This window comes from Methylobacter arcticus, assembly GCF_050917435.1.
Classification (GTDB): Bacteria; Pseudomonadota; Gammaproteobacteria; order Methylococcales; family Methylomonadaceae; genus Methylobacter_A; species Methylobacter_A titanis.
In genome coordinates, this window is sequence record NZ_CP159583.1 from 3,111,436 (window position 1) to 3,126,282 (window position 14,847).

Annotated in this window: 11 protein-coding genes and 1 pseudogene; 6 read left to right on the top strand and 6 right to left on the bottom strand. The window is 45.5% G+C overall.

The window, feature by feature from the left end; all coding sequences use genetic code 11:
* Window positions 1-88: 88 nt before the first annotated feature.
* The 3 genes and pseudogenes from ABXJ76_RS14795 to ABXJ76_RS14805 form a co-directional block, all read left to right on the top strand.
* A complete protein-coding gene (locus ABXJ76_RS14795) occupies window positions 89-2,506 on the top strand; it encodes a DEAD/DEAH box helicase (protein ID WP_432741498.1) in 2,418 nt (805 codons plus the stop codon).
* Between the two features lie 269 nt (window positions 2,507-2,775).
* Window positions 2,776-3,330, top strand: a complete 555-nt coding sequence (locus ABXJ76_RS14800; protein ID WP_432741499.1) for a recombinase family protein — start codon at window positions 2,776-2,778, stop codon at window positions 3,328-3,330.
* A 244-nt stretch (window positions 3,331-3,574) separates the two neighbouring features.
* Window positions 3,575-3,745: pseudogene (locus ABXJ76_RS14805) on the top strand (IS701 family transposase); the annotation flags it as partial.
* Window positions 3,746-3,794: 49 nt separating this feature from the next.
* On the opposite strand, the gene ABXJ76_RS14810 reads toward ABXJ76_RS14805, so the two are convergent.
* Window positions 3,795-6,785 carry a Tn3 family transposase gene (locus ABXJ76_RS14810; RefSeq protein WP_432741471.1) on the bottom strand — a complete coding sequence of 997 codons (2,991 nt, stop codon included), beginning with the start codon at window positions 6,783-6,785 and terminating at the stop codon, window positions 3,795-3,797.
* Between the two features lie 172 nt (window positions 6,786-6,957).
* On the opposite strand from ABXJ76_RS14810, the gene ABXJ76_RS14815 reads away from it, so the two are divergent.
* Window positions 6,958-7,506, top strand: coding sequence for a recombinase family protein (locus tag ABXJ76_RS14815; protein WP_432746534.1), 549 nt, complete (start codon window positions 6,958-6,960; stop codon window positions 7,504-7,506).
* Between the two features lie 78 nt (window positions 7,507-7,584).
* Here the strand turns inward: ABXJ76_RS14815 and ABXJ76_RS14820 are convergent, their stop codons facing one another.
* From ABXJ76_RS14820 to ABXJ76_RS14830, 3 genes are read right to left on the bottom strand one after another with little or no spacing between them, the layout of a single operon-like run.
* Window positions 7,585-9,105, bottom strand: coding sequence for a transposase (locus tag ABXJ76_RS14820; RefSeq protein WP_432741500.1), 1,521 nt, complete (start codon window positions 9,103-9,105; stop codon window positions 7,585-7,587).
* Entirely contained in the window at window positions 9,102-10,229 is a 1,128-nt protein-coding gene (locus ABXJ76_RS14825) for a DUF4158 domain-containing protein (protein ID WP_432741501.1), read from the bottom strand. Before ABXJ76_RS14825 ends, ABXJ76_RS14820 begins: the two co-directional genes overlap by 4 nt.
* 39 nt (window positions 10,230-10,268) lie before the next feature.
* Window positions 10,269-10,856 (bottom strand): recombinase family protein, encoded by a 588-nt coding sequence (locus ABXJ76_RS14830; protein WP_432741502.1) that lies wholly within the window; start codon window positions 10,854-10,856, stop codon window positions 10,269-10,271.
* Window positions 10,857-11,072: 216 nt separating this feature from the next.
* Between ABXJ76_RS14830 and ABXJ76_RS14835 the strand changes: the two genes are divergently transcribed.
* On the top strand, window positions 11,073-11,351 hold the full coding sequence (locus tag ABXJ76_RS14835; protein ID WP_432741503.1) for a hypothetical protein: 279 nt from the start codon (window positions 11,073-11,075) through the stop codon (window positions 11,349-11,351).
* Window positions 11,338-11,664: a hypothetical protein gene (locus tag ABXJ76_RS14840; RefSeq protein ID WP_432741504.1), complete on the top strand. Its 327-nt coding sequence runs from the start codon at window positions 11,338-11,340 to the stop codon at window positions 11,662-11,664. Before ABXJ76_RS14835 ends, ABXJ76_RS14840 begins: the two co-directional genes overlap by 14 nt.
* Before the next feature lie 231 nt (window positions 11,665-11,895).
* On the opposite strand, the gene ltrA is transcribed toward ABXJ76_RS14840, so the two are convergent.
* Together ltrA and ABXJ76_RS14850 are read right to left on the bottom strand one after the other, a co-directional pair.
* Window positions 11,896-13,605, bottom strand: a complete 1,710-nt coding sequence (gene ltrA / locus ABXJ76_RS14845) for a group II intron reverse transcriptase/maturase (RefSeq protein WP_432741505.1) — start codon at window positions 13,603-13,605, stop codon at window positions 11,896-11,898.
* A 615-nt stretch (window positions 13,606-14,220) separates the two neighbouring features.
* Entirely contained in the window at window positions 14,221-14,742 is a 522-nt protein-coding gene (locus ABXJ76_RS14850) for a DMT family transporter (protein WP_432741506.1), read from the bottom strand.
* Window positions 14,743-14,847: the final 105 nt, after the last annotated feature.

Here is a 14,847-nt window from a genome sequence, read left to right on the forward strand (position 1 = left end):
CTTACTGGACAGTGCCAGTTCACTAACGTCGGCAAAAATCGATTTGCTGCCGCATCAAGTCGTATTAACTCATCATGTGGCGACATCCATGCCGCGCCGCTTTTTAATAGCGGACGAAGTAGGGCTGGGTAAAACGATTGAAACTGCCTTAATTTTGCGAGAGTTGGCCAGTCGCGGCGAGCTTAAACGTGCATTAATGGTTGTACCAGCGGGTTTGGTAAATAACTGGCACAGAGAATTAAACGACGTTTTTAACCTGAATTTTGAAATCTTTGGCCGCGAGGGTGACGTCAGCGATAGACGCACCAATGCGTTTGCTAAGCATAATTTATTGATTGCCAGTATTGATACGCTTAAACGTCCAGAGCGCATCAAAAAACTACTGGCTGCGCCACTATGGGATGTTGTGGTGTTTGATGAAGCCCATCATTTAACCGCGCATAAGCAAGGCCAAAAGATCCGAAAAACGCAAAATTATAAGTTAGCTGAAATTTTGCGTGATCATTGCCGGGATTTAATTCTACTTTCAGCTACTCCGCATCAAGGCGACCATTTCCGTTTTTGGAAATTGATTCAGTTATTAGACCCCATCTTATTTGAAGATGAAATTGACATGCTGGAGCAACGCCATCGGCTTAATCCGATTGTTATCAGACGCACTAAAGCAGATGCCTGTCGATCCGATGGTTCAAATCTGTTTGCCAGACGCTGGGTACATACCGAAGCTTTTGTTATGTCTGATGAAGAACGCTTGTTTTATCAGGCGTTAAATGAGTATTTACGCGATGGTTTTGCGCTCGCCAAAAAGGCAGGAGGTAAAGGTCGAGCACTTGGCTTCATTATGACTATTTTTCAAAAAATAGCTGCGTCCAGTTTTGCAGCTGTCTATCGTACTTTACGTCGACGTTTATTGGCCTTAACTATCCACGAAGGATTAATGCACGATAAGAATCTGGATATTGAAGCGCGTGATCAAGCATTTTTTGAAGCCAGAGAAATCATTCGCATGGATTTTGGCTTGGGCTATGAGCGTATCCATGATCTTGAAGTCGATCATATTCTTAATGATGCAAAACGTCGTTTGTTAAAAAAGCTGGATGAAGAAGAATTAGCTTTAGCCTCTGATGCTTACAGCGATGAAGTGGATTTGGCTGCCGCTGAAGATGTCGCCATGAATATCATTACCATTGCTTTACCAGAAGAACGGATGCGCATTAAAGCTTTATTGGAAGTTTTTCCCTCTACACAAGAAACCAAGGTTGATAAATTACTGGGTGCTTTAGGTGTTCTGTGGCAAGAAAACACCTCTGAACGTATCGTTATTTTTGCAACCTATTTAGGTACCGTTGAAATGTTAGGCGAAAAAATTGACTTCGCTTATCCGGGCCAAGGAGTCGTTGTTCTTAAAGGTGGTGATCACGGCAGTAAAGTAGCCGCTGAGAAACGCTTTAAACAAGCCAATGGACCCAGAGTCATGATATGCACTGCCGCAGGACGCGAAGGTATCAATTTGCAACATGCCCGGATATTGTTTAATTTTGATTTACCCTGGAACCCGATGGACGTCGAGCAACGTATCGGAAGAATTCATCGTTATGGTCAAAATGACACAGCACAAGTCTATAACTTGGTTTTAGGTGACACTATTGAGGGCAAAATTTATCTTCTCTTGGATGATAAGTTAAAGGAAATCGCGCTGACGCTGGGTAAAGTAGATGAGCAAGGCAATGTAGCCGAGGATTTACGTTCTCAAATTTTAGGGCAGCTTTCCGAACGCATTAAGTATCAAGAACTTTATGCCCAAGCACTGCAAGATCCTGAATTAATCCGCACTCGGCTTGAGTTAAACGCAGCAATGAATAATGCCAGTCAGGCACGCGAAGTTGTTTTTGAATTATTTCAAGATTTGGATCGATTCAGTTTGGACGATTATGCACCGTTGTCTAAAATCCAGGAAAGCTTGAATTTGTTGATTGGCTTTGTCGACAAGGCATGTGTATTTGATGGCTTTAAATTCAATAAGCTTGATGACGTTCATTATGAATTGCGAGATGAAAAAAATAGTGTGCAAGGTCAATTTACTACTGACCGGGACGAAGCGAACAATTCTGAACAGTTGCAATTGATAGGTCTTGATCATCCTTTTGTCGAAGATTTGTTAATTCGTTTTCGCCAATTAGCGGCTGAAGAGATTGGCATTGCTGTAAAGTCTTCCGGCAATAATGGAATACTTTCAATTTGGGAAATAGAAACCCATAACGATAAAGGCCACGATGTACATTCTATCTTGAAATTTGCTGTCGATACGGATGGGAACAGGTTACCCATTATGGAAAAGCACACGGAAGATATTTTTCAACAAATACCTGTCAACAGTTCCGGCAACCATTTAGAAATGCTACCCAAACTGGAAACGATTATGGAACGTGAACTTAAATATCGTGGAATTATTAAGGACGAACAGCCTTATTCCGCTGGGCTGATTGGTTGGGTTGAGCTTGTTTAGCTCTAATGGCTAATTAACTACCACCTCACCCCGTCATACCTTCCGAGCTCGATGATTAAATTAACTGTAGTTTTTTGGTTAAAAAATCGATGGACATAGATTTATTCCAGGCTAGAGGTAAAATTGAATGAAGTCTAGCGTAATAGGTGTCTATTATATTATAAGTTTGTAGACAGGGTAATTGGCTTAGAATAAACTGTCTATTAAATCGTTTTTAACTACATTATTAGACACTCTGTCTATTAATCGATTTAGGAGACAGTTTTGCAATGAGATTATTTGGTTATGCTCGGGTATCCACGAGCCAACAGTCCCTCGATATTCAGATCAAGGCTCTTAAAGAAGCTGGGGTCAAAGCCAGCCGAATTTTTTCCGATAAAGTCTCCGGCAGCCATGTGCAGAGAGATGGATTAAGTCTGCTACGCGTTAAAATTGAAGAAGGTGATGTGATCCTGGTTAAAAAACTGGATCGCTTGGGTCGAGATACGGCAGACATGATCGCCTTAATCAAAGAATTTGATAATATGGGCGTTGCCGTTCGTTTTTTGGATGACGGTATCAGCACCGAAGGAACCATGGGGAAAATGATCGTCACCATTCTGTCAGCCGTAGCGCAGGCGGAGCGTCAACGTATTCTTGAACGTACCAATGAAGGACGTATCGAGGCTAAGGCTAAAGGGGTAAAGTTTGGTCGCAAACGTACCATTGATGCAGAAAAAATAAGCGCCTTACGTAAAAATGGCATAGGGGCTACCGACATTGCCCGGCAAATGGGCATTGGTCGATCAACTGTTTACAAATCGCTGAATGAGTCGGATAAGTAGTTATGGATGCAATTAACCAGGTATTCTGGATCAAGGCTGCCACAAATATAGACAATGTCAGCAGTATTCAAACCCGATGTCAGTAGGTTGCAAATTGTCAAAGTCGACGTCAGCACGTCGCAAAAATGAATAAATGCGCTACCAAGATAGCGATTGCCAGACATTTTAACGACACCCGGTAACCCATCTATACCTTATTAACTGATGTTACGCACCCACCCTTCAAAAAGCGTATTATTTCGGGATGGAAAAAATAAAATTAGAATTATACACAGACTACCTGATCTGCAATAACGGGTTTGCGACGGCGACCGGATTGTCGGCAATGATGGAAGGGGGTATAAGCCATGACCAGATGACGCGTTTTCTGGCATCGAAAGTATTTACCTCCAAAGACCTGTGGGGGCAAGTTAAGGGCTTTGAAGTCCAACGGTACGAAAAGTAACGCTAGCCTCTATCATGATTCAGCTTTGATTATTTAAAGGCCTTAGCTTACCTTTTGAAATGAGATCAGTGAGTACAAAGGAATAGTGCCCTAACATATTTACGTGTGAATGTAGCAATGGGGACAACCTGGGAAAATCTCCTTCATTGATGTGGATACCCTGGCCTTTCATATGGTTTAACGCCGATTCCATGTATAGGGTATTCCAAAGCACAACGGCATTGGTGACAAGTCCTAAAGCGCCGAGTTGATCTTCTTGGCCCTCGCGGTAACGTTTGCGGATTTCACCCCGTTGACCATGACAAATTACTCGGGCAACGGCGTGCCTGCCTTCGCCACGATTAAGCTGCGTTAAGATTCGACGACGATATTCCTTGTTATCTATGTAATTCAGCAGATAGATGGTTTTATTGATGCGCCCCACTTCAATAATCGCTTTGGCCAGACTTGAAGGCCGTTCGCTTTTGAGCAATGAACGAATTAGTTCTGACGCCTGGATGGTACCCAGTTTAAGCGAACCGGCAATACGCAACATGTCATCCCAATGTTGCGTAACGCGGTTCATTTTCACCTTACTTCTGGCGAGCTTATCCAGTGCGCCATAATCGGCATTCACATTAATACGCCAAAAAACAGATTCGCCTGCATCCGCCAACCGTGGTGAAAACTGATAACCCAGCAGCCAAAAAAGCCCAAAAATCATATCGCTCGACCCTGCAGTGTCCGTCATGATTTCAGTGGGGTTCAAGCGGGTTTGCTGTTCCAGCAAGCCTTCCAAAACAAAAATTGAATCTCTCAATGTTCCGGGGATGACAATCCCGTGAAAGCCAGAAAACTGGTCGGATATGAAATTGTACCAAGTGATCCCTCTATCCGAGCCAAAATATTTTTTATTGGGCCCTGAGTTGATGGTTCGGACCGGTGTCACAAAGCGCATGCCGTCCGCCGATGCAACTTCACCCCCGCCCCAAGATTTTGCCAGTGGTATGCTTGTGTGATAATCAACCAGCTGACTATTGGCACTCGTCAATGTTTCAGCGCGCATGTAATTCTGCTTCACCCAGTTTAGCCTATGACGCGTTAAGGCAGGAATATTGTGTTTGATCAAGGGCTCAATGCCGATATTGCAAGCCTCGGCTATCAACACGGCACAAATGCTTATGGCCAGATCGTCAGCACGCGCATTGGATTCACTGACATGCGTGAACGTATCGGCAAAACCGGTGTGCGCATGGATTTCCAAAAGCAATTCGGTCAAATCGATCGGCGGCAGAAAACTTGTGACTTGCAGGCGCAACTGGATCAGGCTTGGCGGTTCCTCCAATTGGTCAAGATTAGTGATGGTCAGCGTTGGGGTGTCATCGACGGTTTCAATACGCACGGCATCATTTGTGGAAAAGTTTGCTTCGGCTTGTTTATAGGCATTATCGAGGGATGATGACAGGTTTTTGGTAGCCTCATCGGCCGTCAACGAATGGCCAAGCGCCCGACAAATTTGCAGTTTGTTGGCTTCCCAGTGTTCGCCTCGCAATAGTTTTGCCCTGGGATCGCTCCAGCGGTCGCTGGCTTCAACATAAATGTCACGACGCCGCAGATTATCTTGTAACCTGTCCAATACGCACAAGGTATAAGCTTGCTTGTTTACCTGACCATCCTTATTAAAAACTAAGCGACGCCAAGATTTTAAAACAATATCAACTGGGGCATCTTTCAGGGATAGCTTCTGTTTACCATCCAATTGGCGTAAATAATTGAGCGCTTCAAGCAGGGTTGTTCCGGCTGGAGCGGCCTTGAAGTCTATTTTATCCAACAGGTGCGGCAAAAAACGGCGAACTCTGCCATATTGCTCGACCATTTCGTCATAATAATTGTTGTCCGGTGCCCGTGCCAATTCATTAATGGTGGCAATAGATTGAAGCATATTCTCTTTGGGTATTTTTGTGAAAAGGGCATCGCGCAAATCATTATCACTACCTGCGCCATTCAACATAAAAGCACAGGCTTCCGCCAAAATGAGTGCCGACCTATCCAAGTCTTTCATGGTGCGCAAACGTTTCTTGCGCCCATTTTTTTTGGCCTCAGCGGTCACTTGGGTGATCAGCAAATCAAGTACGTCAAGCGCATCGTCGAGCGCGGCTATTTCAAAAGCATAAACAAAAGCAACAAGGGTTGCGATGCGCCTCTCCTCTGGCAAGCGTAAAATTTTATGCATGGAGGCCATGCCTACATAACGGGCCAGATTTTTTAATCTAATCAGCGGAATATGCTTTAATCTGAGCGTATGGACACCAAAGTTACGAAGTTCAACATAGCGATTAATCGCAGCGGTAAGAGATGGCCCACTGATACTGACTGGGCCACGACGTAATAGGTCAAATTTTGAAGACCCGGCGCCATCTGGCACTTTTAAAAGATCCTTCAGTTTTGATTTTTGAGCATCATTGGGCAAAGCTGCCAAACGTTGCCATAACCTCTTGTTAGTCCTTTTCTTAATTTCTGAGATCAAGCGCGAAAGTGTCGTTGCGCCAGGCAGAAGGACTTTATTATCAATCAGCCAGGCCGTTGCAAAATCAAACATGACGCTGGGGCGTTCATTGCTGATCCACGAACGGGCATAAAGTATGCGGCTTAGCTTGAACCGCCAAGCAAAGCCATTGAAATCATGGTAGCCATATCTATCTTGTATTTCAGCGCTATGTGCATAACGGGTAGGTTTCCGCTCCAAGTATTTATACAGGCAGCCACTGTCTATGTCGCCAATTTGATGTGCCACAAAAGCACAAACACCGGGCGGCACGTTAGTTGGGTCGGTCAGGAAGGTGCCCAAAAACCGCACTGTTGTCAGTTGCAGCGCGAAACCTAACCGATTATGATCCCAACGCCGATTGTTGATTATCGAAATATCAGCATTGTCCAAATGGAAATATCTGGCAAGTTGATTGTCATTGGGCTCACCCGAAAACAATCCGTAATGGCTTCGTTGTTCTTTCGTAAGGAATTCTATTGGCATTACGTTTGAAATGGGGGGCAAAAAATCGAGGGTTTTCTTTACTGCTGGATTTACCATGACAGAATGCCTTGGCTGGTGCATTATAGGGTAAATAAACTCGGTAAAACTATCTTAGTTAAGATAATATCGTCTTCAATGAGTATATTAACTATTACGGACTCTACAAATACTCATTGGCTATGCGCGTGTTTCCACCGATGATCAAAATTTAAATTTACAACAGGATGCTCTTAACCAAGCGGGTTGTGAATGTATCTACGAAGATCAAATAAGTGGTGTTAAAGCTGAACGCCGTGGATTACAAGAAGCTATAAACTACGCAAGGCCTGGAGATACTTTAGTGGTATGGCGACTGGATAGACTGAGCCGCTCATTGAAAGACTTGATTGAGATGGTGACGCTATTGGAGTCAAGAGGAATTGGATTGAAGAGTTTACATGAAGCTATGGACACTTCATCAAGTTCTGGAAAACTGATTTTTCATATTTTTGGAGCGCTTGCAGAATTTGAACGCAATCTGATTCGTGAAAGAACACAAGCAGGACTTAAAGCAGCTAGGGCAAGAGGCCGTACAGGCGGAAGACCAAAATCACTCAGCAACGACAAGCAGGCACTTGCCGTTAAGCTGTATGATGAGAAAAAGCATACAATAAAGCAGATTTGTACAATGATGGGTATTTCAAAGCCGACTCTTTACGCGTACTTGAAGCAAGAAAAATAATTATGGTGCTCAAAACAATGCTTTTTTACAGAAGCGCATCATTACAGAGGCTAGCGTTACTTTTCGTACCGCTGGACTTCAAACCCCATCCCCAATGTATTCTAGCAAAAAAGTAGTACGAACCACCCGTCCGAGTTCCCGAAACGCGAAGTACAGTTTATTCTTCCTGCTGGCCGTGCCAAGTTTGCGCAGTATAGTCGAGGGTGAAATCCGACCCGCCCGAATGGATTGGGCGACCTGCAGCATGTCTGGCAAATGACAAGCAATCAAATCCCAGTCAATGGCTTCCTTGGTGAACAGCTCATCAATGTTTTTGTACGCTTCCTGCGGAGTCGGACGAAACCATTTCAAGTCTTTCCAGTTCCGTATTCTTGGCATCAGCTTGATGCCAAGCAAAAAGGCCAATCCGTAAACCGGAGCGCTCTGCGCCTGGGTATCGCCATGTAAAATATCGGGTTGAATGTCCGATTTGTTCTTGGTCAGGCCGTCGAGAATGTAGATGGCCTCCCAGGCACCACACGGGATGAAATGCGAGAATAGCGCGATGTAGGTATCGCTGACATGGTAGTAAGCAATGCCACCATAACCGCCATAACGGATGTGACGCTCCGTCAGCAAGTTGTTTTCATACAAGTTCCACTGCGTGCCATCGGCGGCAGCCCGTTTGGTATCGCCCCAATAACGCGGTAACTGAAACTGGTTGTAAGCATTGATGATGTCGCAAATCGCCGCCTCCAGTTTTTCGGTGGAAGCCTGGCGTTGATCAACAAAGGATATTTGCCGTGCACTGATGTCCGCGATATTACGGGCTGTCTGGGTTGGACCCAAGCCTGTTCCATAGGCGAAGGTGGTCAAAATCTTGCGCCGCGCATCTTCCTTAATCTTACCTTGATGTCCACTGAGCGGTCCAAAATGCTTGTCCCAGCCAATCCACTGTGAAGTATCGACGAGCACATCTAACAGGGACAGCTCCAGTTTATCGAGTTTCTTGGTCAGTGCTACATCCAGTGCCTGGAATCCTTCTGGGATCGGCTTTTTCTTTAGTCGGCATAATTTCGGACGACCATCAATAATCTGGAAGAAAGGGTTATCGGGATAAGCGCCGTCCGCTGTTTGCGCGGCAGCCGTTAAAAGACCGCGAACATGCACTACGAATGGATCGGCTTCAACTGGAAGGCCAACTTCTTGGCCGTAAGCCTCTCTGGTTTTTGCACACTCGTCTAGCGGCACCAGTTCGTTCCGAGTATCGGAATAATTATTGGCCCCAATAACGCAAAGATCGGCGGATTTCAGTTCGCGTACCATTTGGGCGCAAACACACACCTCGAATTGACGTCGATGTAGTCGAGTTGGTGCCTCGCGCTGTTGCTCGCCAGTAATCAGCTTCCACCATTTCTCTGGTACCCAGGCCAGGTCGGACAAGCTCAAATAAGCTGAGGTACCACTTTTCAGTGTTATCCACTCGCTGTGGCGCCCCCGCTGAGCGAGCATCAGTATCAATGCACGTTCAAAACTTAAATCCTGACTGGTCGACACAAAGCGCAACTTGGACAGGATACGCAATAACTCCGCTCGTCGATTAGCAAAGATCGGTTTCATGAAGCGGCATTCGTTCTTGCCACCATATTCAGTGTGCAACCGTGAGAATTCACATAAATCGGGCGATCAGAAATGGTCTGCCGGACTTCCTGTAACTGAGTTTCATCGGATTCTGTCGAACTCAGCACAGTGTCGAGTAATGCATAACGACGCAAAATTTCATCCGTCTTGCCTTGACTATCCATTAAGTATTTCTGCAATTTCTCACCCGCAATACGCGATACCCGACTCATCTGCTTACAGAAGACATCACATAGGTCATCTGTCACAATGGCAAGTCGCTGACGAATCACCGCCAAGGTTACCGCATATCGTTTCGATGGTGCCAGATCGGCCATGCTGGCAGCGTCAAGCGCATTGCCCTCCAACGCCCATTGGCTGACTTTAACGATTGGAAGCGTCTTTAGGACTGCGTTATAGCCGGAAAGCGCAGTCAACTGATCGAAGCGTACCAACAGATCACGCATACCATGAACGGTTGGCTTAGCAGGATCTTGTTTGATGTCGTGCCAGGGACTGACCCTGCGAGAATCGTCGCCGACGATGAACAGTGCATCGAAAAAGACCGCACCCGTTTTGCCCAGAGCATTATGAATTTGCTCATACAGTGCTTGATTGGTGGCAGCACGTCCGGCGCGTGCTTCCCGCACCAAGGTGTCAAACGCTGGCAACTCATAGCGGTGGCGAACCAGAATTTCAATGCCAACATTGACGATGTCCGCCACATCTTCCTTGGTGAAAGCTGCTTCGCTGAACGTGACACGGAGCAATGTCTTTCCCTGAACAGAGAATGGCTTTACGTCTAGGAATCGCCGTACTGATGCCAAATGGTTGTAGCGAACTTTTGATTGGTCGTAACTGTGTAATCCTTCTCGATCAACGCGGCGATTGATCACCGTCGCAATATGTTCGATGATGGTTTCCGGGACTTCGCTCGACTGCACGAAATATCCCAATCGCTGGAGTGTTTTCAACAAAACAACAAAACCAAGCTGCGTCGTCGGTAAGCGCGTGACGTTGGCACAAAACGTCAACTCGTCATCTGTTGGCGTGTAGAACCGTTCCAACTCTGTTGACGTCAAACGAGTTTTGAAACGCGGATAGGCCGTATCGCTAGGTTGCATGCCCTTGATCCAGACTATGTCTAATCAAATCCATCTACTTTATTGTGACGTCAAAGCAGCTTCTCTTATCCGCATAATTGTTTGTCGAGTCGTCTTGAATTCACGAGCTAACTCAGAAATATTAATCCCAGCAGCCAGTCTTTCTATGACTACTGCGCGTTCTGTCATATTTAGTACTGGCGGTCTGCCAAATTGTTTACCAGCAGCCTTAGCCCGATTAATCCCTGACTGCGTTCTCTCAATCAACAGGTCACGTTCGAACTCGGCTACAGCTGCGATAACTTGCATTGTCATCTTCCCAGCTGGACTGGTCAGATCAACACCTCCCAGCGCAAGACAATGTACGCGCACCCCCCAAATTGAAAGTTGCTCTACGGTTGTCCGTACATCCATGGCATTACGCCCAAGCCGGTCAAGTTTTGTCACGACCAGAATATCGCCGGATTCCATCCTGTCGATTAATTTAGTAAAACCTGGACGTTCCTTTGCAGCCACTGATCCACTGATACTTTCTTCAATAAGTCTCTGCGCTTCAATAGCAAATCCTGCTGCCTTGATTTCTATACTCTGATTTTGGGTAGTTTGGTCTGTAGTCGAAACTCGACAATAAGCAAATACGCGTGACATGAGGCTATACCGTCCGAAAGTGATGTACGAATTATAGCATATGTACGAAATGTATTTAGCCTACTTTTGTACACCACTTGGGAGATAGGTACGAAACCGGTCGGTTTCGTACCTTTGGCCGTTGTGATGCGGCTCCATTATTTTGATTCGCCAATATTATTCTATTAGTGCTATAGTGCATTAGTGTATTCGTGCATTAATATTTTGGAGGTTATAATGATAACAGTGGCTAATCAACCTAGCGTCAAGGTCATTGGTGCAAACGGGCAGATCTCGCTGGGCAAGCAGTACGCTGGCCGACAAGTTCTGGTGGAAGAGCAAGAGCCGGGGGTCTGGCTGGTACGCACAGCTACCGTCATTCCAGACAACGAACGCTGGCTACACCAACCAAAAACGGCGGCTGATCTGCAAAATGCCTTGTCTTGGACGCAAGCCAATTCACCGACCGATACCAATGTTGATAACATTCTGGAGAAACTGAATGGCCAAGATTGACCCGGATGGACTGGTCAGGCTTGACCTTAACAATCCCGTCTTTCAGGAGAATCTTCTGACACTGCAAAAGGCAGAGCGGCACGCAGCCATAGAAACACTCAACAAGCTTCGGCAGATGACCTGGAACCAGGTCTATCGCGACAGTGGCCTGAAATGGGAAAAAATCGTTAGTTTTAAGCCACCACCCGGAATTGATGCTGTCTATTCGTTGCGTATTACCCAAGCACGACGAGCAACGGCCTTTCGTGATGGTGAATTTATCCGTCTTCTAACCATTGCCTCTGATCACGATAGCACCTACGGCAAGAAGTGATGGATTTCGCACATCCCGGTTGAATATTCGTGTACTTGCCAGCTTGACGTCTATTATCATCATTTAATTTACGAGCAGTATTCTGATGTCGGGTTAGGAGATACATGGCAGGCGTAAAATGTAGTTGTAATACGTGTTGCAGGTCACTACTATCAATTGTCGGGTAGGAACAGCGTATTACTACGCCATTCCCCCCTAAGAACCGTGCATGCAACTTTCGCTGCACACGGCTCAAGCCTCTAAAGACCCCGTTTTACCAGAGTCGGCAGCTACCTTCTTATCGTGGTTATGAAGTTGTCTATGACAGTTTGGATGCAATAACATGAGATTGAAGAGATTGTCCTTACCACCGTCTGTTTTACGCTGGATGTGATGAATATTCCATCCTGTTTCCTTCGTAATTTTTTCATTACAGTTCGGGCAGAATCCTTCTTGCATATACCAAAGATTGAGCAATTTATTTTTTCCTCTGAGATTTTCCTTCATTTGTAGGCCGAGCCTTCTTTCAAAGTATTCTTCCCAAATTGGATTAAACGGATGTGCTTCTGCTTTTATTTTGATATGTCGGCGAATGGGCGTATCACTGGCATTAACCAGCCTGACCATTTTTACTTCGCCTTTCTCTGTTCTTACCATCGTACCAAACACCCAATTGCGGAGTCCCTCGCTTTTAAAATATCTGTCCTTTATCCACCGAAGCGGTTTATTGGGGTGTCTTCGACAAGCCCATTGCCAAAGCCTTTTCCAGATGAAGTGATCTACCTTTGAAAAGGTTTCCTTTGCCACCTGATTTTGATGATAATTAGCCCATCCCCGTATGATTGGATTGAGTAGTCTAATTACATTTTCCTGTTTTGCTGTATGGTTTTCTTTGATGATCTGTCGAATTTTTCGTAGGAATGCTTGCACATTCTTTTCCGCCGGTTTGATGAGTAACTTCCCACCATATTTGCGAATGTTCCATCCTAAAAAATCAAAGCCTTCATCAATATGCACAATCTTGGTTTTCTCTTCTGAGAGCGATAATCCTCTATCTTTCAAAAATTCCGCAATAATTGACTTTGCCTGTTCCAGTGTTTCTTTCGTCGCACCGGTTATCACAAAATCATCCGCATATCGAATGAAGTTAACTTTTCCTTTCCATCTCTTCGTGCTGGTTTTTGCACCGAAGTGTTTAGCCAGTTCGAGTTCCATGCCGTCTAAAACCATATTAGCCAACGTTGGTGAGGCAATACCGCCTTGCGGCGTGCCTGCTTGCGTTGGATACCAATTTCCTTTTTCAAAAAAGCCGCTTTTCAGCCATTTTTTGAGTACGGTTTTATCCATAGGGATATTAGCCAGTAACCAGTCATGACTGATATTGTCAAAGCATCCAGATATATCTGCATCCAAGACCCACTGAGCTGAATTCTTACTAACTAATGCCGCAAAGCATTGCGCCGCCGCGTCTCTACACGCTCTTTGTGGACGAAAGCCATAAGAGTTATAATCAGCTTTTGTTTCAGCGATGGGTTGTAAGGCAAACAGATGTAAAGCCTGCATTGCCCTATCCAACAAGGTTGGAATGCCTAAAGGACGCAATTTACCGTTTGCTTTGGAAATATGGACTCTTCTCAACGGTTGTGGCTGATAGCCCCTTCTTTTGAGCGAGTTAATTGCCTTGGCTTTTTGTTCAGGTGTATTCCAAGTCTCCCCGTCTACTCCTGGGGTTTTCTTACCACGATTTTCAGTGACTCGTTTTACCGCAACTGCCTTGCCGTAAAACGAATGCGTTAGCAGCCATTGTAAAGCTTTCGCTTTATTCCAGCGGCCTTCGCTGACTGCCTTTGCAATACGTACTTGCAGCCTTCTCACGACTCGATGAGCTTGCCCCCAGTCAATGCTGTGCCAGCTGATGTCATCGTGGAAGGCTGCACTAACTGCATTAACTGTAGTCATCATTTGCTTTGCCTCCTCTGAAGGTTCTATAAGTTATTTTGCAATTTGAGACCCGTTGGAAGTCTGCACTCTTTTGAGCAGGATAATTTTGGTTTACGCCGCAATCCCTATCTACCTCATTACAGGATAGCTTTCGCTTTTTCCAACTTCCTATACCCGCATTCCCAAAGGTTTCCCTTGCGGTCAACTTGCCTAATTAAAATAGGCAGGAATACGGGTTTACCGTGTTCCATATAAATAACAATGAAGGGTTAGGTGCCAACTATCTCCCGATGGTTTTATTATCCCCGTTTGGTTATACGTAAAAACCAAAACTAACCACATTGCCTTTTGGCTAGAGTCTTTCAGCATCTTTGACTCCTCGGATTTAACGAGATTTATCGTTGATTCACATGTGTTCACCTTACCTTCTAAGCCTAGCACCCTACCACGTAATGCTCGCAGTTCTGTTTTGCCCTCACGGGTTCGACTTCATCTTTCGATTGGGTTACATTGTTAGAGTGGCTTCAAACATCACATTACTGTTAATGCCTGCACTCTTAGGCTACTGCCGGAGGAGCGGCAGGTTTAGTCATGATTACTCAAGCTAAACAATTACTTATACGACTTCACGTCGCACTACGAAGGAATCCTTACGGTACCCCAAGCTCCAATGACGGCCAGAGACGGCCAAACACCGGTAAAAAACGCTTCATCCGGCCAACTTAAGACAGCGACCCCCGCCACAATGGCAATCATGCCTAGTGCGATTCGCCGATCGAAGTTTTCCTTGAAGGCGAACCACGCCAACAGTGCAGTGAATACCCCTTCGGCATTCAGCAGTAGAGAGGCACCTGATGCAGGCATCCTGGTTAGGCCTAACATCAACAGTATTGGGCCGATGATCCCTCCCGTTACAATAGCACCAACAAACCACAACACTTCATGGCGGAGCAGTTTGACAGCAGGGGCTTTGCTAAAATACCTGTATAAGCTAAGGCCAACACCGGAACCTAAATACAGCAATCCCGCCAACAGCCATGGGGTAACTGTATTTAGCAGCAATTTTGCGAGCGGAGTGCTCGCTCCGAAAAACAGGGCTGCACCCAGTGCAGCCGGTACGCCTGTTGGCGTAGCCCATCTATTAATCTCATCGAACACATCTCTCTCTTATCCGGTATTCGCAATATAAGACAGCTAAGGCCAACCGCCCAAGAAACGTCCTTTTTCTGGGCAGCTAGAGTATAAAGTCAATTTTTAGATCAA